The organism is Pseudomonas sp. R3.Fl, assembly GCF_023516765.1.
GTDB classification, from domain to species: domain Bacteria; phylum Pseudomonadota; class Gammaproteobacteria; order Pseudomonadales; family Pseudomonadaceae; genus Pseudomonas; species Pseudomonas citronellolis.
Genome location: NZ_JAMGSO010000001.1, coordinates 4,817,981 through 4,841,296 on the forward strand (window position 1 = coordinate 4,817,981; position 23,316 = coordinate 4,841,296).

21 protein-coding genes are annotated in these 23,316 nt (G+C 67.3%); 9 read left to right on the forward strand and 12 right to left on the reverse strand.

The window, feature by feature from the left end; genetic code table 11:
• Window positions 1-206 precede the first annotated feature (206 nt).
• Window positions 207-1,112 (reverse strand): LysR family transcriptional regulator, encoded by a 906-nt coding sequence (locus M8R19_RS21280; protein WP_249918819.1) that lies wholly within the window; start codon window positions 1,110-1,112, stop codon window positions 207-209.
• 143 nt (window positions 1,113-1,255) lie between these two features.
• Between M8R19_RS21280 and M8R19_RS21285 the strand changes: the two genes are divergently transcribed.
• The 3 genes from M8R19_RS21285 to M8R19_RS21295 all read left to right on the forward strand — a co-directional run bounded on the left by M8R19_RS21285 (window position 1,256) and on the right by M8R19_RS21295 (window position 2,684).
• Window positions 1,256-1,741: a hypothetical protein gene (locus tag M8R19_RS21285; RefSeq protein ID WP_249918820.1), complete on the forward strand. Its 486-nt coding sequence runs from the start codon at window positions 1,256-1,258 to the stop codon at window positions 1,739-1,741.
• 80 nt (window positions 1,742-1,821) lie between these two features.
• A complete protein-coding gene (locus M8R19_RS21290; RefSeq protein ID WP_074982291.1) occupies window positions 1,822-2,109 on the forward strand; it encodes a PA4642 family protein in 288 nt (95 codons plus the stop codon).
• A gap of 173 nt (window positions 2,110-2,282) precedes the next feature.
• Window positions 2,283-2,684, forward strand: a complete 402-nt coding sequence (locus M8R19_RS21295; RefSeq protein WP_116425611.1) for a VOC family protein — start codon at window positions 2,283-2,285, stop codon at window positions 2,682-2,684.
• A 60-nt stretch (window positions 2,685-2,744) separates the two neighbouring features.
• On the opposite strand, the gene mqo is transcribed toward M8R19_RS21295, so the two are convergent.
• Window positions 2,745-4,229, reverse strand: a complete 1,485-nt coding sequence (mqo, locus tag M8R19_RS21300; protein ID WP_249918821.1) for a malate dehydrogenase (quinone) — start codon at window positions 4,227-4,229, stop codon at window positions 2,745-2,747.
• Window positions 4,230-4,741: 512 nt separating this feature from the next.
• On the opposite strand from mqo, the gene M8R19_RS21305 reads away from it, so the two are divergent.
• Complete coding sequence (locus tag M8R19_RS21305; RefSeq protein ID WP_074982297.1) at window positions 4,742-5,329, forward strand: YajG family lipoprotein; 588 nt, start codon at window positions 4,742-4,744, stop codon at window positions 5,327-5,329.
• Window positions 5,330-5,393: 64 nt separating this feature from the next.
• Here M8R19_RS21305 and M8R19_RS21310 read toward each other — a convergent pair whose 3' ends face one another.
• Window positions 5,394-5,603, reverse strand: coding sequence for a hypothetical protein (locus M8R19_RS21310; RefSeq protein ID WP_074982300.1), 210 nt, complete (start codon window positions 5,601-5,603; stop codon window positions 5,394-5,396).
• A gap of 271 nt (window positions 5,604-5,874) precedes the next feature.
• Between M8R19_RS21310 and M8R19_RS21315 the strand changes: the two genes are divergently transcribed.
• Window positions 5,875-6,162 (forward strand): hypothetical protein, encoded by a 288-nt coding sequence (locus M8R19_RS21315; protein WP_249918822.1) that lies wholly within the window; start codon window positions 5,875-5,877, stop codon window positions 6,160-6,162.
• Between the two features lie 60 nt (window positions 6,163-6,222).
• Here the strand turns inward: M8R19_RS21315 and M8R19_RS21320 are convergent, their stop codons facing one another.
• Window positions 6,223-7,380 carry a 1-acyl-sn-glycerol-3-phosphate acyltransferase gene (locus M8R19_RS21320; RefSeq protein ID WP_116425609.1) on the reverse strand — a complete coding sequence of 386 codons (1,158 nt, stop codon included), beginning with the start codon at window positions 7,378-7,380 and terminating at the stop codon, window positions 6,223-6,225.
• Between the two features lie 135 nt (window positions 7,381-7,515).
• Here M8R19_RS21320 and M8R19_RS21325 point away from each other — a divergent pair, with 135 nt between their 5' ends.
• From M8R19_RS21325 to M8R19_RS21340, 4 genes are all read left to right on the forward strand, one after another.
• The gene (locus M8R19_RS21325) at window positions 7,516-7,698 is read left to right on the forward strand and encodes a CPXCG motif-containing cysteine-rich protein (protein ID WP_043273275.1); all 183 of its coding nucleotides are present in this window, start codon (window positions 7,516-7,518) and stop codon (window positions 7,696-7,698) included.
• Entirely contained in the window at window positions 7,698-7,964 is a 267-nt protein-coding gene (locus tag M8R19_RS21330) for a putative signal transducing protein (RefSeq protein WP_058487500.1), read from the forward strand. Before M8R19_RS21325 ends, M8R19_RS21330 begins: the two co-directional genes overlap by 1 nt.
• A gap of 18 nt (window positions 7,965-7,982) precedes the next feature.
• Window positions 7,983-8,600 carry an SOS response-associated peptidase gene (locus M8R19_RS21335; protein WP_249918823.1) on the forward strand — a complete coding sequence of 206 codons (618 nt, stop codon included), beginning with the start codon at window positions 7,983-7,985 and terminating at the stop codon, window positions 8,598-8,600.
• A 444-nt stretch (window positions 8,601-9,044) separates the two neighbouring features.
• Window positions 9,045-10,415 (forward strand): spinster family MFS transporter, encoded by a 1,371-nt coding sequence (locus M8R19_RS21340; protein ID WP_116425607.1) that lies wholly within the window; start codon window positions 9,045-9,047, stop codon window positions 10,413-10,415.
• Between the two features lie 165 nt (window positions 10,416-10,580).
• On the opposite strand, the gene M8R19_RS21345 is transcribed toward M8R19_RS21340, so the two are convergent.
• From M8R19_RS21345 to sodB, 8 genes are all read right to left on the reverse strand, one after another.
• Complete coding sequence (locus M8R19_RS21345; RefSeq protein WP_116425606.1) at window positions 10,581-13,634, reverse strand: multidrug efflux RND transporter permease subunit; 3,054 nt, start codon at window positions 13,632-13,634, stop codon at window positions 10,581-10,583.
• Between the two features lie 89 nt (window positions 13,635-13,723).
• Window positions 13,724-14,836, reverse strand: coding sequence for an efflux RND transporter periplasmic adaptor subunit (locus M8R19_RS21350; RefSeq protein ID WP_249918824.1), 1,113 nt, complete (start codon window positions 14,834-14,836; stop codon window positions 13,724-13,726).
• 223 nt (window positions 14,837-15,059) lie between these two features.
• On the reverse strand, window positions 15,060-16,157 hold the full coding sequence (locus tag M8R19_RS21355) for a DUF1513 domain-containing protein (protein ID WP_249918825.1): 1,098 nt from the start codon (window positions 16,155-16,157) through the stop codon (window positions 15,060-15,062).
• Window positions 16,158-16,220: 63 nt separating this feature from the next.
• Window positions 16,221-17,282 carry an imelysin family protein gene (locus M8R19_RS21360; RefSeq protein WP_249918826.1) on the reverse strand — a complete coding sequence of 354 codons (1,062 nt, stop codon included), beginning with the start codon at window positions 17,280-17,282 and terminating at the stop codon, window positions 16,221-16,223.
• 10 nt (window positions 17,283-17,292) lie between these two features.
• On the reverse strand, window positions 17,293-18,711 hold the full coding sequence (locus M8R19_RS21365) for a di-heme oxidoreductase family protein (protein ID WP_249918827.1): 1,419 nt from the start codon (window positions 18,709-18,711) through the stop codon (window positions 17,293-17,295).
• A gap of 176 nt (window positions 18,712-18,887) precedes the next feature.
• Window positions 18,888-20,234 (reverse strand): imelysin family protein, encoded by a 1,347-nt coding sequence (locus tag M8R19_RS21370; protein WP_249918828.1) that lies wholly within the window; start codon window positions 20,232-20,234, stop codon window positions 18,888-18,890.
• A gap of 128 nt (window positions 20,235-20,362) precedes the next feature.
• A complete protein-coding gene (locus M8R19_RS21375) occupies window positions 20,363-22,435 on the reverse strand; it encodes a putative bifunctional diguanylate cyclase/phosphodiesterase (RefSeq protein ID WP_249918829.1) in 2,073 nt (690 codons plus the stop codon).
• Between the two features lie 193 nt (window positions 22,436-22,628).
• Entirely contained in the window at window positions 22,629-23,210 is a 582-nt protein-coding gene (sodB, locus tag M8R19_RS21380; RefSeq protein WP_074982322.1) for a superoxide dismutase [Fe], read from the reverse strand.
• Window positions 23,211-23,316: the final 106 nt, after the last annotated feature.

Here is a 23,316-nt window from a genome sequence, read left to right on the forward strand (position 1 = left end):
AGGCGCAACTGTCTTGCCGATTGCGCCGAGGTGCTCTTCGTAGGAGCGAGCTTGCTCGCGAACTGCATGGCACCGCGTTTGTTCGCGAGCAAGCTCGCTCCTACGAAAAGCCGTGCTCGCCTGCAACGTAGGGCCATGGTGATGGGTATCGCTTCGCTCAACACCATCCTACGACGGGGGTTCTCCTGCACCTTTAGGAGACTCCGTTAGGGCAGGGACACGCCATGCACGGCGCAAAGGTCCTCCACCAGCGCCTGTAGGGCCTGGTTGTGGCCCGCATCGTCGCGCAGCAGCAGGCTGTGCTCGATGCCGTAGCCGAGCCGCTCGGCGAGCAGCGGGCGCATCTCGTCCAGGTCCACCCAGCGCTGTGCGTAGTGCGTCGGCAGGTAGCCCAGGTGGGTGCCGGCGCGCACGGCGTGCACCACCGCTTCCATGTTGCTGGCCTGCGCCGTGCTGCGCCGTGGGTCGGCCGGCAGCTGGACGTCGGCCTGGGCGTAGCCGTACTGCACCCAGGCGCAGGCTTCCAGCTCGGCCTGGCCGGGCGCCTCGTGTCCGAACAGCGGATGGCCCCGGCCGCAGAACACCGCCACCCGTTCGCTGTACAACGGGCGATAGCGCAGGTTCGGCAATTGCCGGCTGAAGCAGGCGATGGCCAGGTGCAGTTCGCCGCCCAGCACCTGGCGTTCCAGTTCGCTGGAGGAGCCGATCGACAGCTGCAGGCGCACTTCCTGGTCGCGCCGGCCGAAGCGCGCCAGGGCTTCGTGGATGCGGGCCTCGGGCAGGGTGGCGATGTTGTCCGCCAGGCCCAGGCGCAGCTCGCCCACCAGGCGCCCGGCCAGGGACTGCACCTGGTCGCGGAAGTCGCCCAGGGCTGCGAACAGCGCCTGGGCGTGCTGCAGCACCAGGGCGCCCTTGTCGGTCAGGCGGAAGCCACTCTTGCCGCGTTCGCACAGGCGGTAGCCCAGGCGCGTCTCCAGGCTGGCGATGTGGGTGCTGATGGTCGACTGGCCCATGCCCAGTTCGCCCTGGGCGGCGGAAAATCCGCCGCAGCGCACCACCGTGGCGAAGATGCGCAGCAGGCGCAGGTCGAGGTCGGATACGTTGTGCAGCATGGGGCCTCTGCATCCGTCTGGTGAAATGTGAGTGAGCGGATGCATCGAATTTTATCAATGCTTGAAGGCCCTCACCACGTACCTGTACGAGTGCTGCCGGCCCCATGCTAGAGTGCCGGACGAGTTTTTCCGCGGGGTTCACGATGACGTTGCGCCACCTGTTCTGCCTTGCCTTCCTGGCCTTTTCCGGGCCGCTGTTCGCCGCCGATGCGCCGGTGGCCCATGCCCAGTTCCTGCCGCCGGACGACAACAACCTGCGCGGCGAGGCGCCGGAACAGCAGCAACTGCTGCAGGTCACCGAATACAGCGTGGTGCTGGGCAACCAGCGCCAGTCCAACCAGCAGCCGATCCCGATCACCACCCCGGCGCTGCTGCGCCTGAAGGGCAAGCCGCTGAACAAGGGCGGCGCCGTGACCCAGGTGCTGATCAGCTTCGACAGCGAGGGCAAGAGCCTGAAGAAGCCCAGCTACGACGCTGCCAGCCGCACGCTGAGCCTGTCGTACCCGGCCTCGTCCTATACCCAGTTGCTCGACCTGCTGCGCCACGGCCCGGTGTACTGCCAGTTCCTCAGCTACCCCAACGGCCACGTCTGGGCCGACCTGCACAGCGGCGCCGTGCGCCTGCGTTGAGCCGGCGCCCGCCGCGGGGTTACACTGCCGCCTTTGATGACGGCCGGGCCGTCGACTGGTGCCGTAGAGAGAAGCGAGCGATGCGTAAAGACAAGAAGCAGGTGATTGGCGAAGAGATCGGCGACGAGTCGATCAAGCTGTTCCTCGAGGTCGAACCGGCCGACGACACCCCGCCGTCGCTGCACAAGCTGATCAAGGCCTACCGTGGCCTGCGCATCGACGATTTCGAGCGCTTCGTGAAGTTCTTCGTCGAGGCCGGCTACGACCTCGGCGCCAAGGATGCCAAGGGCCAGGACTTCATCGCGCTGATCCGCGACCAGCGCCAGGCCGAGCCCTACATCGAGGTGATCGAAGCCGCCCGCGGCTGATTGGCCTTGCCGTGAAGAAGCCCGCCGCGTGCGGGTTTTTTCGTGCCCGCAGGGTTCGCGAGCAAGCTCGCTCCTACAGGGTGGAATGCTCTTCGTAGGAGCGAGCTTGCTCGCGAACCCTCGCCCCCCGCCTAGACTTGCAGGTAGAACAACGACAAGGTGAGGACGCCGACATGCATGTACAGCCCTATCTGTTCTTCCACGGCCAGTGCGACGAGGCCATCGCCTTCTACCAGCAGGCCCTTGGCGCGCAGCTCAACGCGCTGATGCGCTACGAGGAGGCGCCGGGGCCGCTGCAGGTGCCCGACGGCTGGTGCGAGAAGGTCATGCATGCCAGCCTGCAGATCGGCCAGACCGAGGTGCTGATGTCCGACGGCCGCGGCGAGCACGAGGCGCCGTTCAACGGTTTTTCGCTGCATCTGGCCCTGCACAGCGTGGTGGCCGCCGAGAAGGCCTTCGCCGCGCTGGCCGAGGAGGGGCGGGTGGACATGCCGTTGGAGAAGACCTTCTGGGCGCAGCGCTTCGGCATGCTCCACGACCGCTTCGGCGTCGGCTGGATGATCAGCTGCCGCTGAACGATAGCCCTGGAAACGAAAAGGCCCGCCGAATGGCGGGCCTTTTGCGCTGGCGGTGGATCACTGATCCAGCTGCAGCTTCTGCCAGGTGTAGGCGTTGATCTCGCGGTAGGCCGAGGCATCGGTCTCCAGCTGCTTCTCGCGGGCCGGGAAGATTTCCTTGAGCTTGGCGCCCCAGGCTTCGGACTTGTACTGCTGCGGGAAGCAGCGCTCCAGCAGGCCGAGCATGATCGACACGGTCACCGAGGCTCCCGGGGAGGCGCCCAGCAGGGCGGCGATGGTGCCGTCCTCGGAGGCTACCAGCTCGGTGCCGAACTGCAGGATGCCGCCTTTCTTGGCGTCCTTCTTGATGATCTGCACGCGCTGGCCGGCGGTTTCCAGGCGCCAGTCGGCCGGGTTGGCCAGCGGGTAGAACTTGCGCAGGCTTTCCAGGCGCTGGTCCATGGACTGCATGACTTCGCGCACCAGGTAGCGGGTCAGGTCCATGTTGTCGCGGGCGACCGCCAGCATCGGCATCAGGTTGCTGCCACGCACCGACAGCGGCAGGTCGAGGAAGGAGCCGTGGCGCAGGAACTTGGTGGAGAAACCGGCGTAGGGCCCGAACAGCAGGGACTTCTTGCCGTCGACCACGCGGGTGTCCAGGTGCGGCACGGACATCGGCGGGGCGCCGACCTCGGCCTGGCTGTAGACCTTGGCCTGGTGCTGCTTGACCACCTCGGGGTTGTCGCAGCGCAGCCACTGGCCGCTCACCGGGAAGCCGCCGAAGCCCTTGCTTTCCGGGATGCCGGACATCTGCAGCAGCGGCAGCGCGCCGCCGCCGGCGCCGAGGAAGACGAACTTCGTGCGGATCTTGCGCGACTGGCCGTTCTGGGTGTTCTTGATGTCGACGATCCAGTCCTGGCCGTCGCGCTCAAGGCCCACGACCTTCTGGAAGTAGCTGATCTTCGCGCCGTCCTGCTTGCCCAGGCGGGCCAGCAGCTGGTTGGTCAGGGCGCCGAAGTTGACGTCGGTGCCGTGCTCGACGCGGGTGGCGGCGACCTGCTCGTCGGCCGGGCGGCCGGGGATGGTCAGCGGCGCCCACTGGCCCAGCTGCTCACGGTCCTCGGTGTAGACCATGGACTCGAAGGCGTGGTGCTGGCTCAGCGTCTCGAAGCGCTTCTTCAGGAAGGACACGTCCTTGCCCCGGACGAAGCTCAGGTGCGGCACCGGGTTGATGAAGTTGCGCGGATTGCCGAAGCCTTCCTTGTCCACCAGGTGCGCCCAGAACTGCTTGGACACCTCGAACTGGGCGTTGATCTGCACCGCTTTCTTGATGTCGATGGAGCCGTCGGCGGCCTGCGGCGTGTAGTTCAGCTCGCAGAGGCCGGCGTGGCCGGTGCCGGCGTTGTTCCAGGGGTTGGAGCTCTCGATGGCTCCGGACTCCTGCAGTTCGACGATCTCCAGTTGGGTGTCGGGTTCGACTTCCTTCAACAGGGTCGCCAGGGTTGCGCTCATGATGCCGGCGCCAACCAGCAGCACATCCAAAGCTTCGTGTTCGTTCGCCATTCTCGCTCGCCACACTCTCGTGAAGTAGTGAAAAACCTTCAAATCACGCTCTTATGGAGACGTGAAGCTCAAAGGGGGTCGTCGCTGCGGGCGGGTCCGGACTCGGTACGGAGGGGACTCGCGGCAATCCTTGCCTGAAAGTGTCGTCGCAACGATCGGTACAAAGCGCGGGCCGGTGGCCACGGCGCAATTGGCGACTCTCTAGGAGGGTGTGACAGGCCGACGGGCGCAAGGCTGTCGTGCTGTGGGACCCGATCAGGAGGCGTCCTTATAATCGGGGCGCGATTATAACGACGAAAAGCAAAAAAAGCCCTCGGACTTAGACTTTTTTCCGAGTTCCGGTCACCGGATTTCCTGTTTTTGCACCAATATGGTGCGCTTCTCCCTCGCGCATGTCGCCGCCAAGGAACCTGTAACAAAGTGCCAGCGTCCAAGCTGCAGAGCGCTATCAGGGCGCTCCGACGGCCGGTATACTGCCCGCCGTTCCGAGCCCAACCCATGGAGACACGAACATGTTGCAGCGTCTGTTGCTCAGTCTGATCGCCGCCGGCACCCTGGCCTTGTCCGGCTGTGCCCTCAGCCCGCAACAACTGAACCCGGACCCGCTGTTCACGGGCCAGCCGGTCGCCGTCGGCCAGGGCCAGCCGGTGGTGGTGAAAGTGGTCGATGGCCGCCAGAGCACCGAGCTGGGCACCCGCGGCGGCCTCTACTCGGAGACCAGCGCGGTCACCGTGCGCAGCCAGGACGTGATTCCCAAGCTGCAGGCGCAGACCGAGGCGGCGGTACGCCTGCTCGGTTTCACCCCCTCGCCGAACGCCTACAACGCCCCGACCCTGACTCTCACCCTGGCCGAGCTGAAGTACCAGTCGCCCAAGGACGGCGTCTACGTCACCGAAGCCACCATAGGCGCGACCTTCCGTGTCGAGGTGCAGGCCGGCGGGCGCCGCTACAGCGGCCGCTACGGCTCCAGCCTGAACCAGCGCTTCGGCATGGCGCCGAACCAGCAGACCAACACCAAGCTGGTCAGCGACGTGCTCAGCGACGCCCTGGACCGCGTGTTCAAGGACCCGACCATCGGGCAGACGCTGAACCAGCGCTGATCGTCCTGGCGCGAATGAAAAAGCCCGGTACTTGCCGGGCTTTTTCGTTCATGGTCGCGGGAATTCAGGCGGCGGCCTGGCGGAACGGGTCGGTCTCGTAGGCCGGCCGGCGCTCGTCGGCTTCCGGCAGGTCCAGGTGTTCGTGGCCGCAGGCCTGGCAGTACACCAGCCAGTGGTCGTCCTGGACGTTGAAGGAGAGGTCGGTGACCACGGCTTCGATTTCATCCAGGTGTTCGATCAGGTAGGCGCTTTCGTGGGGTACGATTTCGAGCATGGCGAATCTCCTAGGCGGGATACCGGATGGCGAAAGGTGACTAGCCAGTCATGTGCCAGGTGTCGGAAAAGGCTTAGAATCCTTCTCGATAAGGCTGACGTTCGTCGTGAATAAGACGACCGAACTGGCTGCGCTGTCCTTCTGACAGATACAATCGGGCGTCTTTCTTTCAGTCCTGTGACGCACCCACTGCGGTTCGTCGCTTCGTACAGAACTCGGCCTTGGCGCTTTCTTGCTTCCGGGCGTGCAGTCCTGAAGTGTGGAGGTCGTGATGTCGCTGCAGGCGCTCTGGAATCTGTTCCAGGCCCATCCCGCCCGGGTCCTCAACGACCTGGCGCTGTTCTTCGCCCTGGCCGGCGCCTGGCTGCTGCTGGCCACCCGCCGGCGCGAGCGCCAGGCCCTGCAACGCCTGGTCGCCGGTGGCGATGGCGTGGCCGCGCCGCTGGCCGAGGCCGAGGCCTCGACAGCGAAGATCAACCGCTTCTTCTACCTCTTCGGCTTCGCCTGCCTGGCCCTGGCCGTCACGCTGAGCCAGTACAGCACGCACCTGCCGGGCTGAAAATGCACCGTCACGATGCAAAAGGGCGCCCATGGGCGCCCTTTTCGTTCATGCGGTGGCTCAGGCCTGCTTGAGCCGGTACTGGTTCAGCACCGGGTTGGCGTACTGCAGGACCAGGTAGGGGCGGTGCTCCGGCGGGCAGGCCTGCAGGCGCTGCTGCCACTGCTCGCGGGCCCGGCGCAGTTCCTCGGCGCCGAACAGGCTCTCGGCGCCGGGCACGGCCAGGGCCGGGTCGCGCAGCTCGGACATCTCGTAGGCCAGGTAGTGCACCGGGAACAGCCGGTAGTTGCCGAGGATCTGCCGGTCCAGGGCGGCGGCCAGCTGCTTGGCGTCGGCGTAGTCGCCGTCCATCTCGGCACCGAAGTTGATCTGCACGCGGCCTTTGTAGCCGGTGATGCCCTGGGCGATGCTGGCGTCGTCCTCGCCCGGCGCCTTGCGGTACTCGCCGGTAGTGGCGCGGGTGTACAGCTCGCGGGCCTTGGCGGCGTCGCAGGGGTCGTACTCGTAGCTGATCGACACCGGGATCAGGTGCAGCTCGCGGACCACCTCGGCGAAGGGCTCGTCCTTGCGGCTCATGTGGAACATCTTGAGGATCGCCGAGTCGGTGCGGTCGTCACCGTCCTTGGCGCGGCCCTCGGCCTGGGCGATCCACACCGACTCGCCGTCGTGGCGGATCGAGTGGTTGATGTAGGCCGAGAGGGTGTTGTAGGCCGCCAGCTTCTCGCGCCGGCCGCTGATCGAGCGGTGCACGATGAAGCTCTTGTTCAGGCGCATCAGGTCACTGACGAAGGGCCGCTGCAGCAGGTTGTCGCCGATGGCGATGCGCGGCGTCGGCAGCTTGGCGTGGTAGATGGCGTAGTTGCAGAACGCCGGGTCCATCACGATGTCGCGGTGGTTGGCGATGAACAGGTAGGCGCGGCCGCTCTTGAGGTTGTCCAGCCCGGAGTAGGTGACGCCGTCGGTGGCGTGCTCGATGGTGCGGTCGACGTAGGGCTCGCACTTGTCCTGCAGTTCCACCACGCTGCGGATGCCGGTGACCTCGCGGGCCAGGCGGTGGGCGATCAGCGGGCGCAGCAGCCAGCCGAAGGGGCGCGACAGGCGCGGATAACGATAACGCGCCAGAATACCCAGGAAGGCGTCGTCGCTCAGCAGGCGCTGGAGAACGGCCGGGACTTCGGCGTCGTTGTACGGTCGGATGGCTTCGAACTCGCCCATCATGCTCTCTTGTTCATGGGTGTAACTGGCACGGCACGCGTCTGGCGCGGGCCTCTCCCCCGGAAAACGGCCATGCCCGCGGGCCTGGCCGGATAAAAAGACCGCGGGAGTATAACGGAAGTCACAGGGGACCTTCAGATGCTCGAGACCCAGGCTTACCACTGCCCCTATTGCGGGGAAGCGGTCGAGGCCGTGCTAGACCTCTCCGGCGGCGACCAGAGCTATTATGAAGATTGTCCGGTGTGTTGCCGGCCCATCCTGTTCCAGCTGTACACCGACGGCGCCCAGTGGACGCTGGAGGTTCACCGGGAGGACGACTGATGCAGCGAGTCTACGAACCGGCCGACCTGGCCGAGGCCGAGTTGCTGGCCGGCATGCTGGCCAGCGAGGGTATCGACTGCCACCTCGGTGGCCGCCACCTGCTCGGCGGCATCGGCGAACTGCCGCTGCACGGGCTGCTGCACCTGTGGGTCGACGACGACGCGGCGCAACAGGCGCGGGAGTTGATCCAGGCGTACAATGCCGCGCAGCCGCTGCCCGGCCCGGCCGACGAGTTCGGCCCGGCCAGCGGCGTGCTGCTCTGTTGAGGCCGCGCTGGAGCGCCGATGACCGCCCGCTTTGCCCTGTTCCGCTGGACCCGTGAGCTCGCCGAGCTGCCGGGCTTTCCCAAGGACCACCCGCCGCACTGGAACCTCGCCCCCGGCGCGCAGCTGCTGATGCTGCGCGAGGAGGCCGACGCGCGCCGCGCCGACCTGGCGCGCTGGGGCCTGACCCCGGCCTGGCTCACCGACCTGTCGCGCACCCCGGCCCACGCCCGCGCCGAGACGCTGCACGAGCAGCCGATGTTCCGCGAAGCCTTCGCCCGCCGCCGCTGCCTGGTGCCGGCCAACGGCTTCTATGAATGGCGCGGCGTGCGCAAGCGGCCCTACTGGGTGGCCGGCGCCAGTGGCCTGAGTTATTTCGCCGCAGTCTGGGAAGCCTACCCGGTGGACGGCCACACCTGGCTGAGCCTGGCCCTGGTGACCCAGGCGGCCGGACCGCTGCGCCGCCCGTTGCTGCTGGAGAGCGAGGAGGACAGGGCGCTCTGGCTGGGGGGCGAGACGCCGCTGCCCAAGCTGCTGAGCCTGCTGGCGCGGCCGCAGGTGCGGCTGCGGGAGCAGGCGTTGGCGAGCATAGTCAACGATCCGGCTTGCGATGGGCCGGAGTGTTTGACGCCGGCTTAGGGCGGGGGCGTTGAGGGGCTTTTCGTAGGAGCGAGCTTGCTCGCGAATGGCGCCTCCCGGTTGTCGAGGTGCGACAGATTGACTCCGCTCCCTCTCCCCAGCCCTCTCCCTGAAGGGAGAGGGGGCTAGACCGTGCCGAGAACAGGCATGGTTTCAGCCGGAAACCACCGCGCTTGCCGGCTGACGCAGGAATACCCATGCACGCCGAACGGTCCCCTCTCCCTTCAGGGAGAGGGTTAGGGAGAGGGAAAGGAGCCAAATCCAAACACCGAAGTCACCGGTGAACACGGTTCGCACCCCCCACCCCCCACCCTCCGCCTTATCATCCAGAGGCCCCCACTCGCATTCAGCAGCCTGATAGTGCGCGCCAGCTTCCCCCTCGCTTGCCTAAGCTGCACTCCACCCCTTCGCTCTGGCCGCGTTGGCGGCGAACAGGAGTTCGGCATGCACAATAACAACAACGGCTACCCCTCCAGTGCCGTGGCCTGGTCCACGGTGGCGATCCTCATGGTCGCCTACGTCCTGTCGTTCATCGACCGGCAGATTCTCAACCTGCTGGTCGGGCCGATCCGCCGTGACCTGGCCATCAGCGACACCCAGATGAGCCTGCTCATGGGGCTGTCCTTCGCGCTCTTCTACACCCTTTGCGGCATCCCCCTCGGGCGCATGGCCGACAGCCGCAGCCGGCGCGGGCTGATCACCATCGGCGTGCTGATCTGGAGCGCCATGACCGCGGCCTGCGGCCTGGCCCGGCAGTACTGGCAGTTCCTGCTGTTCCGCGTTGGCGTCGGCGTGGGTGAGGCAGCGCTGTCGCCGGCGGCCTATTCGCTGATCGCCGACAGCTTCCCGGCGCAGCGCCGGGCCACTGCCATCAGCGTCTATTCCATGGGCATCTACCTGGGCTCCGGGTTGGCCTTCCTGCTCGGCGGGCTGGTGATCAAGTTCGCCTCGGCCCAGGGCGATGTGCATCTGCCGCTGTTCGGCGAAGTGCGCCCCTGGCAGCTGATCTTCCTGCTCCTCGGCGCCGCCGGGGTGCTCTTCACCCTGCTGATGCTGGCGGTGAAGGAGCCGCAGCGCCACGGCGTGGGCGCCGGCGTCGAGGTGCCGATGCGCGAGGTCGGCGCCTACCTGCGGGCCAACCGCAGGACGGTGATCTGCCACAACTTCGGCTTCGCCTGCATCTCCTTCGCCAGCTACGGCAGCGGCGCCTGGGTGCCGACCTTCTTCGTCCGCACCTACGGCTGGGACGCCGGCCACGTCGGCGTGGTGTACGGCAGCATAGTGGCGGTGTTCGGCTGCCTGGGCATCGTCTTCGGCGGGCGACTGGCCGACCGCTGGGCCAAGCGCGGCAAGACCGACGCCAACATGCGCGTGGGCCTGCTGGCGGCCTGCCTGGCGCTGCCGCTGTCGGTGATCTTCCCGCTGCTGGACGACGCCAATCTGGTGGCCCTGCTGATGGCGCCCACGGTGTTCTGCCTGAGCATGCCCTTCGGCGTGGCGCCGGCGGCGATCCAGGAGATCATGCCCAACTCCATGCGCGGCCAGGCCTCGGCCATCTACCTGTTCGTGGTCACCCTGTTCGGCCTGGGCGTGGGCCCTACCGCGGTGGCGCTGGTCACCGACTTCGTGTTCCACGACGACATGGCGCTGCGCTACTCGCTGCTGATCGTCACCAGCCTGGCGCTGCTGGGCGGCGTGCTGCTGCTGGGCATGGGCCTGAAGCCCTACCGCCAGAGCCGCGAGCACCTGCAGAACTGGAGCCTGCAGCGCGAGTCCGGTCAGGACAGGGGCGGGATGCAGCGGCAGCCGGCGTAGGCTGTTATGCCCCGGCCAGCACCGTGGCTGGGGCCGGGCCATTGCGGACGGAGTCCGCTCCTACGCCACCCCACCCACGCCATTCCCCCGTAGGAGCGGACTCCGTCCGCGATCCGGCCGCAAGGCCGGCAAAGAAAAAGCCCCGCTGCTGCGGGGCTTTTTCGTTCAATGCGCCGGTGTCGGCTCGCCCTCTGGCGCCAGGTCCTTCTTCGCCACCAGCGTGTACACGCACGGCAGCACGAACAGGGTGAAGAGCGTGCCCACGGTCATCCCGGTGGCGATCACCACGCCGATGTCGAAGCGGCTCACCGCGCCGGCGCCGGTGGCCAGCAGCAGCGGGATCACCCCCAGGACCATGGCCGCGGTGGTCATCAGCACCGGGCGCAGGCGGATGGCCGCGGCTTCTTCCACCGCCTCGCGCACGCCCAGGCCGCGTTCATGGCGCAGTTGGTTGGCGAACTCGACGATGAGGATGCCGTGCTTGCTGATCAGCCCGATCAGCGTCACCAGGCCCACCTGGGTGTAGATGTTCAGGCTCGACAGGCCGAGGAACAGCGGCACCAGCGCGCCGCAGATCGACAGCGGCACCGTGACCATGATCACCAGCGGGTCGCGGAAACTCTCGAACTGCGCGGCCAGCACCAGGAAGATCACCGCCAGGGCCAGGCCGAAGGTCAGCAGCAGCGCGTTGCCTTCCTGAACGAACTGCCGCGAGGCGCCGGCGTAGTCGAAGGCGAAGCCGCGCGGCGACTCCTGCTCGGCGATCTGCTTCACGCTGTCGATGGCGTCGCCCATGCTCACCAGCGGCACGCCGGAGACGATCGCCGAGTTCAGCTGCTGGAACTGGTTGAGCTGGCGCGGCCGTGCGCGCTCGTGGAGAGTCACCACGGTGGACAGCGGCAGCAGTTCGCCGCGGCCGTTCTTCACGTAGTAGCTGCCCAGCCATTCGGGGTTCTCGCGGAAGCGCCGCTCGACCTGGGCGATCACCTTGTAGCTGCGCCCGTCGATGGTGAAGCGGTTGATCTCGCCCTCGCCCAGCAGGCTGGCCAGGGTGATGCCCAGGTCCTGCATGGACACGCCCATCTGCGCCGCCTTGGCGCGGTCGATGTCGACCACCAGCTCCGGCTTGTCGAAGGCCAGGTCGAGGTCGAGGAAGGCGAACTTGCCGGATTCCTCGGCGCGCTTCTTCACCCGCTCGGCCACCTGCAGCAGCGACTCGTAGTCGCTGGCGGTGTTGATCACGAACTGGAATGGCAGGCCCTCGCCGGTGCCCGGCAGCGACGGCAGGTTGAAGCCGAAGATCTGCAGGCCGGGGATCTTGTCCAGCTCTGCCTGCACCGCGTGGAGCAGCTCCATCTGGCTGCGCTCGCGTTCGTCCCAGGGTTTGAGCAGCATGCCGCCGATGCCGCTCTGCACACCGTTGTAGCCGTTGATCTGGAACGCCGAATAGTACTCGGGGAAGGTGCGGAAGATGCGCTCGTACTCGCTGGTGTACTTGTTCAGGTAGTCCAGGTTGGCGGTCTGCGGCGCGTTGGCCATGAGGAAGACGATGCCCTGGTCTTCCTCCGGCGCCAGTTCCTTGTGGGTGAACACCAGCAGCAGCGGGATGATCGCCAGTACCAGCGCGCCGAACACCAGCACCACCGGGCGATTGTCCAGGGTGGCGTGGAGGCTGCGCTGGTAGCGCCGCTTCAGGCCTTCGAAGAGCAGGTCCAGGCGATGCGCCAGGCCGCTGGGGTTCTCATCGTGGCGCAGCAGGCGCGAGCACATCATCGGCGACAGCGTCAGCGCCACTACCCCGGAGATGATCACCGCGCCGGCCAGGGTGAAGGCGAACTCCTTGAACAGCGCGCCGGTCAGGCCGCTGAGGAAGCCGATGGGGGCGTACACCGCGGCCAGGGTGATGGTCATGGTGACCACCGGCACGGCGATTTCCCGGGCGCCTTCGATGGCGCCCTGGAAGGGCGACTTGCCGTCCTCGATGTGGCGGTGGATGTTCTCCACCACCACGATGGCGTCGTCCACCACCAGGCCGATGGCGAGCACCATGGCCAGCAGCGTCAGCAGGTTGATGGAGTAGCCCATCAGCTGCATGAAGAACAGCACGCCGATCATCGACAGCGGGATGGTCACCACCGGGATCAGCACCGAGCGGAAGGCGCCGAGGAACAGGAAGACCACCACGATGACGATGAGGATGGCCTCGCCGAGGGTCTTCACCACCTCGTCGATGGAGGCCTGGATGAAGCGCGTGGCGTCGTAGGCGATGGACACCTTCAGGTCCGGCGGCAGCTGTTCCTCCAGCTCGGGCATCTTGGCGCGGACTTCCTTGATCACGTCCAGCGGGTTGGAGCTGGGCGTGCCCTTGATGCCGATGTACACCGAGGGGATGCCGTTGAACGAGCTGACCGAGTCGTAGCTGGCCGCGCCCAGTTCCACCCGCGCCACGTCGCTCATCAGCACGCGGCGATCGCCGAGGGTCTTCAGCGGGATGGCGGCGAAGGCCTGCGGCGATTTCAGGTCGGTGGCGGCGTTGACGCTGGTGACCACCAGCTCGCCCTTCACCTCGCCAGCGGCGGAGAGGAAGTTGTACTTGCGCACGGCGTCGTCGATGTCGCTGGCGGTGATGCCGTAGGCGGCCATCTTCACCGGGTCCAGCCACAGGCGCATGGCGAACACCTGGTTGCCGAGGATCTCAGCCTCGGCGATGCCCGGCAGGGTGGCGAGCTTGGGCTGGATCACCCGCGACAGGTAGTCGGTGATCTGCGGGTTGTCCATGTGCTCGCTGTAGAAGCTGATGTACATCAGCGCCGAGGCGTCGGCGGCTTCCTTGTCCAGCACCGGGTCCTCGGCGTCGGGCGGCAGCTGCGTCTTAACCTCGCCGATCTTCGACAGCAGCTCGGTCACCAGGCGGTCGGTGTTGGCGCCGATGTGCGCGTAGATGGAGATCACCGAGTAGTTCTGCCGGCTCACCGAGGTCATGTAGTCGATGCCCTCGGCGCTGGCCAGGCTCTGCTGCAGCGGCTGGGTGATGTAGCCCTGGATGGTCTCGGCGTTGGCCCCGGCGTAGAAAGTGGTGACGGTGATCAGCGCGTTCTCCATCTGCGGGTATTCGCGGATCACCAGGCGGCTGAAGGCCTGCATGCCGAGCAGGACGATCAGCAGGCTGACCACCGTCGCCAGCACCGGGCGGCGGATGAAGGGATCGGTAAAGGCCATGGTTCCAGTCCTTTGTCATTGCGCCCGCGCGGCCGTGGCCGGGCAGGGTTCGGCGGCCGCGCGGGCCGCCCTGGTGCTTGGGTTGCGGCTCAGCGCACGTCGTCGACGATGGCCACCGGGGTGCCGCTGTCCAGCTTGAGCTGGCCGCTGGTCACCACCTGGTCGCCGACCTTCAGGCCGTCGAGGATCACCGCCTTGCCTTCGCGGCGCTCGCCGACCTTGACGAAGCGGCGCTCCACGGCCAGCAGCGGCTGGCCCTTGGCATCGTTCTGCGGCTTGCCGTCCTTGTCCTGCTTCGGCCCCACCACGTACACCGAGTTGCCGTACAGGGTGAAGGCGATGGCGGTTTCCGGCACCACCACGCGCTGCGTGGTTTCCGGCAGCTGCACCTCGAGGCTGGCGAACATCCCCGGCAGCAGCTTGCCGTCGGGGTTGGCCATGCCGGCGCGCACCTGCAGGTTGCGCGTCTCGTTGTCCACCCGCGGGTTCAGCGCCTGGATGCGCGCCTCGAACACCTGGCCCGGGTAGGCCGCGACCGTGACCAGCACGCGCTGGCCGACCTGCAGGCGGGGGAAGTCCTGTTCCGGCAGGAAGAAGTCCACCAGCAGGGTGGAAAGGTCCTGCAGGGTAGCGATGGGCGTGCCCGGCGAGACGTAGTCGCCGACGTCCACCTGGCGGATGCCGATGGTGCCGCCGAAGGGGGCGAGCACACGCTTCTTCGCCAGCGCCGCCTTGAGCTGCGCGACCGTGGCGCTGGAGCGCTGCAACTGCGCGGCCAGGCGGTCGAACTCGCTCTTGGATATGGCCTGGCGGCCGACCAGGCTGCGGCCGCGCTCGAACTCCACCTGGGCCAGGTTGAGGTCGGCCTCGGCGGTGCGCAGGGTGGCGGCCTCGACGTCGTTCTCCAGTTGCACGATGGGCTGGTCGACGCGGACCTTCTCGCCGGAGGCGAACAGCACCTGGCGCACGGTGCCCGAGGCTTCGGCGGTGAGCACCACACCCTGGTTGGCGCGCAGGGTGCCGATGGCCGGCAGGCGGCTCTGCCAGGTGAGTTCCTCGGCCTTGACCGCGGTGACGCTGACCGGCGGGCGCGGCGCGGTGAACTGGGCGATCTGCTTCTGGATGGAGAAGTACTTGGAGCCGGCGAGCACCGCGACTATGACGGCGACCGCGCCGAGCATGATCAGCATGCGGCGCAACATGTTCCTGTTCCTTGGTAAGTGCCTGGCGGCTCTGCGCTGCGAGGGGCCCGTTCCTGTATGACCGGCCCTGCCTTCGCGGGACTGCATAGGTTCCCGGAGCCTGGCGGGAATGCCCCGTTGCGGGGCAGAAGTGCGCACATTAGACGGAGTTCGCTGCCGCGTCAAAGTGCCTTGATTGCAGGACGTTTCCCCTCGCGGAGGATTTAGCGCGGCCCTGCGCGGTTCAGGAGGCCAGGTGCAGGTGGTTGTCCCAGAACGCCGGCGGCAGTTGCAGCGGCTCGGCGGCGATCTTCTCGCCGCGGCAGTCGTAGAGGCGGCAGCGGCCCTGGCCGGAGGTGACCACGAAGCCGTCCTTCACCGCGCCGACGCCGGCGCAGTCGGGCAGCGGCGCGTCCAGGCGCAGGGCGCCGCTGTCCAGGTCCCAGATGAAGAAGCGGTTGCCGCGCGGCGCGGTCAGGGCCACCAGGCGCAGTTCGTCGTGCACCGCCACGCTGGCGGTGTACTGGACCATGGCTTGGCGCTGTTCCTCGCCCAGCGGGAAAGGCTGGAAGGGCTGGCCGGGGCGCTTGATGGCGAGCAGGTCGGCGGCCTCGTGGGCGTCGCCCATGAACTGCTGGCAGGCGACGATGGTGCCGTCGGCGGCGATGGCCAGGTGGCGCACGCTGTTCATCTGCTGGGCCAGGGTTTCCTTGGAGACCAGCGAGCCGTCGCGGCGCATCAGCACCAGGCTCGGCTCCATGGCGTCGAGGTTCATCTCCACCCGGCTTTCGGCCTCGGTGCGGATGCCGCCGTTGGCCACCACCAGGGTCTCGCCGTCGGGCAGCCAGGCCACTTCGTGGGGGCCCAGGCCATGGGTCGGTACTTCACCGGCGTGCGCCAGCTTCTCGCCGTCGAAGCGGTAGAGGCCGAGCAGGCCGCGGCCCGGGTCGGTGGTGTCGTTCTCGGTGGCGTAGAGCCACTCGCCGTCCTTGTGCCACACGCCGTGGCCGTAGAAGTGGCGGTCCGGCTGCGAGTCCAGGGTCTGCAGCAGGCGGCCGTCCTCCAGGCTCACCAGGTAGCTCTGGCGCCCCGGGCGGCGGGCCACGAACAGCGCCAGCGGCAGCGTCGGGTGCTGGACGATGGCGTGGCAGCGCAGGCCGACCTCGGTGGCGAACGCGCAGCTGCCGTCCAGGCGGTAGCCCACCGCGTAGTGCTTGCCGTCCGCGTCGTCGCGGGCGGACAGCAGCAGGGGCTCCTTGCCCTTGCGCGACAGCGTCCAGCCGCCGAAGGAGAGGGCGCCGAGCAGCAGGCTGCCCAGGCCGATCACGTGACGTCGCAGCATGGCGTTCACCTCTTTCACTTCATTCACCCTGACCCGGCGAGCTGAAATCCGACGCTCAGCTGGTCAGTCGCCGTCGTTGGCGTTGAAGCCCAGCTGCACGTTCAGCGCCTTGGCCAGCTCGCCCTCGTGCAGGCGGTGGACCACGTTCAGGCTGTCGTACAGCTCGTTGAGTTGCTTGATCCCAGCATCGTCCTTGAGCAGTTCGCCCAGGGGCTGCTTGAGCGCGGCGAACTTGCCGTGGACGTCGGCGTAGGCGGCGTCGATCTTGCCGGCCAGGTCCTTCTGCTCGCTCGGCAGCAGGGCGCGCAGGCTCTTGCCGTCGGTGCCTTTCCACAGCGCCTCGGCGCCATTCAGGCTTGACTCCAGGCTGGCCAGGGAGATGTCGCTGCGCCAGTTTTCGGCCTGGAACGGCTGCGGGATGCCCTTGCTCTGGCGGCCCAGCGGGGTGCCGAGCTTCTTCTTCAGCATGTCCAGGGCGGTGACCTGCACGCGGAGCATCTCGGCGATGGCTTCGTGGGCGTCGGCGTAGCGCTCGTTGGGGAACTTGCTCATCTGCGCGAGCATGCCGTTGTCGGCCTTCCAGCGCGTCAGGATGTCCTGGGCCAGGGCCTGCTGGTGCTCGCCGATGGCTTCCAGCAGCGGGCAGTAGCGCGCGCGGGTGGCGGCGTCGGCCAGGTCGATCCTGGCGTCGAAGAGGATGTATTCGTAGGCGGTCAGGCCCTGCACCACCACGCTGGACTTGGCCAGGGTGGCGGGGGTGATCTGCGCGTCGCCGTTGAGCAGTTGCTCGACCTGGCGTGCTACCAGGTTCTTCTTGTCCGGGTAGAACTGGATCTGCCAGGCGCGGTTGCCTTCGGCCAGCGGGCCGATCAGCAGCGGCTGCAGCTCGGCCCAGGCCTTCTGCGCGGCGACGAAGTCGGCGCGAGCCTTGGCCAGCTCTTCCTTGCCCTGGCAGAAGGCCAGGGAGCTGGCGGCCAGGGCGCGGTCGGCGTCGACCCAGCGGCTGTAGGCCGGCAGGATCACCTGCTGGGCCAGCGCGGCGCTGGTGGTCGCCTGCGGGTCCTGCGGCGAGCAGGCGCCCAGGGCGATGGCGAGGCTGGTGAGCAGTAGTCGGGGGCGGAACATGTTCGGCTCCTTAGAGTGAATTCAGGAAGTCCAGCAGGGCGCTGCGCTGCGCGGCGTCGAAGGCCAGTACCCGCTGCCTGGCCGCCTCGGCCTCGCCGCCGTGCCAGAGCACGGCTTCCAGCAGGTTGCGCGCGCGCCCGTCGTGGAGGAACTGGGTATGGCCGTTGACCACCTCGGTCAGGCCGATGCCCCACAGCGGCGGGGTGCGCCAGTCGCGTCCGCTGGCGAGAAATTCCGGGCGATTGTCCGCGAGTCCCTCGCCCATGTCATGTAGTAGAAGGTCGCTGTAGGGGCGGATCACCTGGTTGGCCAGTTCCGGCTCGGCGGCGTCGGGCCCGGTGGTGAACTTCGGGGTGTGGCAGCCGGCGCAGCCGGCCTGGTGGAACAGCGCCTTGCCGGCCAGCACCTGCGGGTCGTCGACCTTGCGCCGCGCCGGCACCGCGAGGTTGCGCGCGTAGAAGGCGACCTGGTCGAAGATGCGCTGGCTGACCTCGGGCTTGCCGCCGTCGACGGCCTGGCGGCAGTCGACCTGGGCTTCGGTGCAGTCGTCGCTGGGCAGCAGGGGGCTGGTCAGGCCCATGTCGCCGGAGAAGGCGTGGGCATTCTGCTGCGCCACGTCGGGCTGCCCGGCCTTCCAGCCGAAGCGGCCGAGCACGGTCTGCTGGCGGGCGTCGTCCCAGACGCGGTTGGCGCGGCCGCGGATGCCGTCGCCGTTGCGGTCCTCGGCGTCGGCATTGGCCAGGATCGCCGCTTCGGGGATGGCCTCCAGCAGGCCCAGGCCGATCATCGGCGGGGCGACGCGGGCGGAGAACAGGGTGTCCGGGTGCATGGGGCCGTAGCCCAGGTCGGTGAGGCGCAGGATCGGCTTGCGCAGCTCGACCTCGGTGCCGTCCTTGAAGCTCACCTTCAGCGGCTGGTAGTCCATGCGCACCCGCGCCTCGGGGGCCACGCCGGGAATCGCCGAGTCCTGCAACTGGCCGCCATAGACCGGCTCGGGCACCACGCCCAGGCGCTTCAGGGTACGAGCGTCCTCGGCGCCGGCGGGAATCGACAGGCGCACCAGCATGGACACCGCGTTGATGTCCTTGGGCCCCGGCGGATGGCCGCGGCCGTCCTTGATGTGGCAGTTCTGGCAGGCGTTGGTGTTGTACAGCGGCCCCAGGCCGTCGCGCGCGGTGGTGGTGGTGGGCGCGATCACCCAGGGGTTGCGGAAGAAGCTGTTGCCCACGCTGAAGTCCAGGCGGCGGCTGGGCGTGAGGTTGCCCGAGGGCATGGAGTAGGCGTTGCGGTCGGCCTGGTACACGGTGGCGCCGCCGCCGGACAGGGCCTCGCCCGGTTCGGCCACCGCCTTGGGCTCTTCGCGACCGCAGCCGGCAAGGGCGAGGGTGGCGAGCAGGGCGGCGAGGGCGGCGGTTGGACGGCGGTACATCGAGGCGATCCAGGCTGAAAAACGGGCGGGCCATCTTAGCAGTTGGGCAAATGCAAATATGAAAAATTTGTATTCGCTATTGCCGTGTGGCCCGGATGAAACGCCAAGGCCCCGGTTCGCGGGGCCTTGGCTTAGCCGGAGTGCGCTGCGGCCGGTTGCCGCAGCGCGGGCGTCGATCAGAACTGGTGATCGGCGTTGTCCGGTTTCAGGTCCTGGATGCCCAGGGCGGCGGCGGCCTTCTCGATGGCGCCGGTCTGCTTGACCAGGGAAGCGATGGTATCGCTGATGATCTTGTGGTCGGCCTCGTCGGCCGGGGCGATCATCTGGTCGAAGTGCACGCCATCCTTCTCGGCGCGGTCGACGATGGCCTGCATCTTGGCCTGGGTGGCGTCGAGGTCGGCCTTCAGGTCGGTGTTGGCCTGGGCATCGGCCTTGGCCACCAGGTCGGCCACGCTCGGGCCCTTGACCACGCTGCCATCCACGCGCTTGTACTCGCCCAGGTAGATGTTGCGGATGCCTTCGGCGTTGAAGTACAGGGTGTGGTGGGTGTTGTCGCTGAAGCAGTCGTGCTCGTCTTCGGTGGAGTTGGCTTCCAGGGCCACCTTCATGCGCTCGCCGGCCAGCTCGCCCAGGGACAGGCTGCCCATGCCGAAGAAGATCTTGCGCAGGTTGGCGTCGGCGCCGTCGGCTTCCAGCTTGGCGCGGTAGTTGTCGGCGACGCCGGCCTTCCAGTTGCCGACCATTTCTTCCAGCTGGGCCACCAGCAGGTCGGTGACGGCTTTCAGGTAGGCCGCGCGGCGGTCGCAGTGACCGTTGCTGCAGTCCTTGCCCTGGACGTAGTCGGTGTAGGGACGGTTGCCGGCGCCGGGCTTGGTGCCGTTGAGGTCCTGGCCCCAGAGGAGGAACTCGATGGCGTGGTAGCCGGTGGCGACGTTGGCTTCGGAACCGGCCACTTCGTTCAGGCTGGCCAGCTTCTCGCCGGTGATTTCCTTGACGTCGATCTTGTCTTCGCCGACCTGGATCTCGGTGTTGGCGACGATGTTGGCGCTGGCGGCCGGGTTGCCCTCGGCGTGCTGGTAGTCCTTGGCGACGTAGTCGATCAGGCCTTCGTCCAGCGGCCAGGCGTTGACCGCGCCTTCCCAGTCGTCGACCACCTTGTTGCCGAAGCGGAAGGCTTCGCTCTGCGAGTAGGGCACGCGCGCGGCCAGCCAGGCCTCGCGGGCAGCCTTGAGGGTTTCTTCGCTGGGCTTGGCGAGGAAGGCGTCGACGGCCTTCTGCAGGGCCTGGGCGGTAGTCAGGGAGTCGCTGAAGACGGCCTCCGCCATGTCCGCGTAGTTCTTCACCACGGCCTTGACCGCGGCCTCGTCGACCTTGGCGGCGGCCGGGGCGGCGCTCTGGGTGCTGGCGGCTGGGGTGGCTGCCTGGCTGGCCGGGGCGGAAGCTTCTTTCTTGTCGTCGCCGCAGCCGGCGAGGGAGATGGCGATGGCCAGCAGGCTGGCAGTTGCCCAGGGCATACGAGTCATGACGGGTTCCTTAGCATGGGGTGGCGCGAAAATAGGATGCGCAAAGAAAGCGGCAACATAATGCGAAAGATTTGCATTTTTGAAAAGGCCGCGCTTGCGATTTGCCAGCAGCCTTCACCGCGGGGGGATCAGCGGCGTTCGATGCTGGAGCTGCCGGCGGCCTCGGCCAGGCGCCGCGCCTGCTTCAGATAGAGGGTCAGCTCGCGCGCCGGCAGCGGCTTGCTGTACAGGTAGCCCTGCCCCTCGTGGCAGCCCTGGTCGATGATGTAGGCCTCCTGCTCGATGGTCTCCACGCCCTCGGCGATGACCTGCATGCCCAGGCTCTTGCCCAGCTGGATGATGGCCCGGACGATGGTGGCGTCGTCGTCGTCCTGCAGCAGGTCCTGGACGAAGCTCTTGTCGATCTTGATCTTGTCCAGCGGCAGGCTCTTCAGGTAGCTGAGCGAGGAGTAGCCGGTGCCGAAGTCGTCGATGGCGATCTGCGCGCCGGCGCGGCGCAGGCTGAGCAGGTGCTGGGCGGCGGTGGAGATGTCTTCCATCAGGCCGGTCTCGGTGACTTCCAGCTCCAGCGAGCGCGGCGGCAGGCGGTGGATCTGCAACAGGTTGCTGACCACCCTGGGCAGGGCGTTGTGGCGCAGCTGCACGGTGGACAGGTTGACCGCCAGGCGCAGGTCGTCGAAGCCCTGGTCGTGCCATTCGCGCAGTTGCTTGCAGGACTGGTCGAGCACCCATTCGCCGATGGCGAAGATGCTGCCGTTCTGCTCGGCCAGGGGGATGAACAGGTCCGGCGCGACCCAGCCCTGGGTCGGGTGCTGCCAGCGCAGCAGGGCCTCGACGCCGACCACGCGGTGGTCGCGGTAGTCCACCTGCGGCTGGTAGACGATGTGCAGCTCGTTGCGCGACAACGCCTCGCGCAGGTCCTTCTCCAGCTCGCGGCGGCGGCGCATCTCGCTGTCGACGCTGGCGATGTAGAACTGGTAGCGGTTGCGCGAGCGGGTCTTGGCCAGGGTCATGGTCTGCTCGGCCTTCTGCAGCAGCTTCTCGGTGCTCTCGCCATCCTCGGGGTAGAGGGTGATGCCGATGGTGGCGCGCAGTTGCACCGGCTGCTCGTCGAGCTGGAAGGGCAGCTCCAGGTCGTCGAGGATCTGCTGGGCCAGTTCCGCCGCCTCGTAGGGCTGCTCGATGTCGGCCTGGACCAGGGCGAACTGGTCGCCGCCCAGGCGCGCCAGGGCGCCGAGCTGGGCGCTGTGGCCGCGCAGGCGGTCGGCCAGGGCGATCAGCAGTTGGTCGCCGAACTGGTAGCCGTGTTGTTCGTTGATGCCCTTGAAGTCGTCCAGGCCCAGGCACAGCACCGCCACGCGGCGCTCCTCGCGGCCGGCGTCGGCGAGGATCTGGTCCAGGCGCTGCTGCAGCAGCTTGCGGTTGGGCAGGCCGGTGAGGAAGTCGTACTGGGAGATGCGCAGCAGGCTGTTCTCCGCCTCGCGGCGCAGGTGGCCGTTGCGCTCGATGGACTCCAGCAACTGGTTGGCGGTGTTGATCCACAGCCCCAGTTCATTGTGCTCGTGGCCGGCCAGCATCGGCAGCTTGTGCTCGCCGGGGCGGTCGGGGTTGATGCTGGTGAGGTGGTCGATGATGCGCCACAGCGGCTTGGTCAGCAGCCAGTGGTAGACCAGGAACAGCACCAGGCCCATGGCCAGGGCGCGGAGGATGCCGGAGAGGAAGATGATCACCGAGGTGACCACGAAGTCCTGGCCGTAGGGCGCGGTGTCCAGGGTGATCTTCAGGTCGCCGTAGTACTCGCCGGGCTCGCCGCGGCCGACCAGGCGGATGGAATAGTGCTGCTCGGGGCCGAGGATGGGGTCGGTGAGCCAGCGGGTGGGGGAGTCCAGCAGCGGGCGGGATTTCTCCGCCAGCATGGGTTCGTCGGGGTGGCCGATGGCGGCGTAGCGCACCGCTTCATGCTGGAACAGGCCTTCGAGCACCTGCATGGCCATGTCGCGGTCCAGGCTGTAGACCGCCTGGGTGGACGGGTCGCGGACCATGGCGAGGATCCGCTGGGCATCGTTGTGCACCGCCTGCCGCGCCTTGTGGGCGTCGAAGACGATCTGCGCGCAACTCAGGACGACACCCACCACCAGCGCCGCGAGCAATACGACGCGCAGCAGCTTGAGGGAGAGCCTGTGCCGGGGGTCCAGTTTCAAGGGTGCTTTCCTTGTTCATCGCCATCCGGCGAAAGACAGGTCTGAGTATTGGCAAACGGAGCTTTGACGTCAAAGGGCCATCACCCTTTTTCCGACCAAATCCGACTCTCAGGTTAGCCGAGCCTTGTCCTTCTGGCGCGCAGAAAGCAGAAACCCGGCTTCAGGCCGGGTTTCCGCGGAGCAACCGAGGGTATCAGGCAGCGAAGTTCTTCGCCACGTAGTCCCAGTTGACCAGGTTCCAGAAGGCTTCGACGTACTTCGGACGCAGGTTGCGGTAGTCGATGTAGTAGGCGTGTTCCCACACGTCGCAGGTCAGCAGCGGGGCGTCGCCGCTGGTCAGCGGGTTGCCGGCGCCGATGGTGCTGGCCAGGGCCAGGGAACCGTCGGCCTTCTTCACCAGCCAGGCCCAGCCGGAGCCGAAGGTGCCGATGGCGGTCTTGGTGAACTCTTCCTTGAACTTGTCGAAGGAACCGAAGGCGGCGTTGATGGCGTCGGCCAGGGCGCCGGTGGGCTGGCCACCGCCGTTGGGAGCGAGGCATTCCCAGTAGAAGGTGTGGTTCCACACTTGGGCCGCGTTGTTGAAGATGCCGCCCGAAGAGGTCTTGACGATGTCTTCCAGGCTCTTGCCTTCGAACTCGGTGCCCGGGATCAGGTTGTTCAGGTTCACGACGTAGGCGTTGTGGTGCTTGTCGTGGTGGTACTCGAGGGTTTCCGCGGAAATGTGCGGCTCAAGGGCGTTCTTGGCGTAAGGCAGCGGCGGCAATTCGAAAGCCATGGTGTTTCTCCTATTTCCTCAGGTCAGGACTAGCGCGGCGAACGCGCGACCGGTACACGGGGCCGGTTCGGTGATTGTCGCGGCATCCGTACGTAGCGCCCCTGCT